The sequence below is a fragment of the Persicitalea sp. genome (assembly GCF_041751555.1).
Taxonomy (GTDB): Bacteria; Bacteroidota; Bacteroidia; order Cytophagales; family Spirosomataceae; genus Persicitalea.
The window spans coordinates 1-2,174 of the sequence record NZ_JBGSXF010000618.1 but is presented as its reverse complement, the minus strand read 5'-3'; the positions used below and the strand labels follow the sequence as shown (position 1 = coordinate 2,174).

General features: G+C 52.7%; 2 protein-coding genes. Both read right to left on the bottom strand.

Translation table 11 applies throughout. The features are described from left to right. Positions 1–35 precede the first annotated feature (35 nt). Positions 36–710, bottom strand: a complete 675-nt coding sequence (locus ACEW8P_RS21875; RefSeq protein ID WP_373515197.1) for an O-methyltransferase — start codon at positions 708–710, stop codon at positions 36–38. A 95-nt stretch (positions 711–805) separates the two neighbouring features. Further along, positions 806–2,174: murein hydrolase activator EnvC (locus ACEW8P_RS21870; RefSeq protein ID WP_373515196.1), on the bottom strand; the 1,369-nt coding region annotated here is incomplete at its 5' end.

The following is a 2,174-nucleotide window of genomic DNA, read 5'->3' as shown; positions in this document are numbered from 1 at the left end:
ACGGACAATTTTTTATTGGTTGGAGGGTGAAATTATCAGTTGGCTCGATTGACGACCGCAATCGCCATGCCGTCGTAGTCTTTGGCCCCGACGGTTTGCAGGATTGTGGCGGTCACCTGCAGTGTGTTGGCGAGCAGTTGGTTGAAACGCTGTACGCCCTGCACGCGTTCGTCGGTACTTTCCGCGTCAAGTACTTTTCCTTCCCGAATAACATTATCACAGATAATCAAAGTACCTGGCCGTGAAAGAGCGAGGGCGTGTTTAAAGTACTCGGCATAAGGCGGCTTGTCGGCATCGACAAAAATCATGTCGAACGGCCCTTCGCCGTCAGCCTCCATCTGCGGGAGCAAATCCAGCGCCTTTCCAACCCGCACCTTGACTTTGTCAGAAAAGCCCGCCTTCGCGATATTTCGCCGCGCCACCTCGGCGTGGTGTTCATCGATTTCCAGCGTAATTATTTTTCCATCTTCTGGCAAAGCCCGCGCTAGCCAGATCGTGCTGTACCCGCCCAAAGTACCCAATTCAAGTACTGTTTTTACGTTGCCCAGCGCCATTAACACCTGCAAAAATTTCCCTTGATTGGCCGAAACGCTGATCTGCGGCATACCTGCCTGGTCGAGCGATTGAATGGTATTTTTCAGTACCTCATCTTCCTGCCCCAGTAGGTCGCCGATGTACTCATCGACTTTTTTGAAAATGTCTTTGTCCATAGATTTTTTTTAACAAGTTTTGAACAGCCCCTTTTCTTATTGGCAGCCGTGCCTTTATGACGGAGAGAGGCCATCGGCCGATGCTCGGAAAAGTACTATCGGCGCAAAAGCCACTGCTCAGGATTCAGCCGCGTGGTATTTCGCCAAACCTGAAACTGCAACGACGACGTTCCCTCGCTGTCAGCGGCAACGGTTCCAATGTTATCCCGTGCCTTCACTTTTTGCCCCGCCCGCACCGAAACGCTGGCCAGCTTGGCATACACCGTCATGTACTCGCCGTGCTGAATGGCAATGACGTTATTCATGCCCGGCATAGCGGTCACATCCAGCACGGTGCCGTCATAGACTGACCGCACCGCTTCGTTGGCGGCGGTTTGAATGTCGATGCCAAGATTATCTACAATAACGCCACTAAGGACGGGATGCTGTTTACGTCCAAAACGATCCGAAACGAAGCCCCGTGCGGGCCACGGCAACCGCGCTTGGGAGGCCTTGAAGGATGAGGCCAATTTGACTTCTTCGTTTGTCATACCGCCGTCATTGACAGGTTCAGCGGGCTTGGCCGGTTCCACCACGGGCGGTGGATCTTCGCCTGCCGCGATAGCTTCATCGCGTTTGGCTTTTTCACGAGCCAGGCGTTCGCGTTCTGTCTTTTCGCGGGCCAGCCGCTCGCGGCGTTCGCGTTCGGCGCGTTCGCGCATTTCCCGCTCAATGAGTCGCCGCAGGTTGGCCTCAAGAGTAGCGGCGGCGCGGCGGTTGGCGACGAGTTCGGCGCGCAGTTGGGCTTCTTTTTGGGATAATTCTTTGACAACCTCATCCTGCTTGTCTTGCAGGACTGTGAGTTTCTGGGCTTCCTCCATACGTGAAGCCAGTACGGTTTTCTGCTGCTGTTGCTTGGCGGTGATGCGCTGCCGCTTAACGACGAGTTCCTGCTGTACCTTTTCCATCTGCCGTACTTGGCCCTGTCGAGCCTCGGTGTATTGCTGCAGGTACTTATAGCGTAGTACCAATTGATTGAAGTTTTCCGCCGAAAACAAAAAGACCAACTGGCTGAGATAGGTGTTGCGCTTGCTGGCTTCGTAAATCATTTGCCCGTACTCTTTTTTGAGTTTGGCTAGATCGTCAGCTAACTCTTGTCGGGCTTTTTCCAAACTTTTTAGTTCGGCATCAAGTAGCTGCAGATCGTCCGAGAGCAGATCTATTTGCTTTTTCTGGGTGGTCACCTGCTGGTTGATGGCTTGCAGTTGACCCACGCTGACCTTCTTTTCGGAGGCAGTTTTGTTCAAAACGCTCTGAATACTCTTGATCTTCCGGGCATTCTCCTGTTTATCCTTTTCGAGTTGCTGGCGGCTTTTCTGGGCCAACGTTGGCGTTGCGTAGCCCAGCGTCAGCAGCAACAAACCCAGCAGACTTTGGTAAAATATCCTTTGAAAACGCATATAATTCTTACGTAGGGACGGAATT

Excerpts from the sequence above, each read along its gene's own strand:
- ACEW8P_RS21875 (WP_373515197.1), bottom strand. The coding sequence starts at position 710 with ATGGACAAAGACATTTTCAAAAAAGTCGATGAGTACATCGGCGACCTA.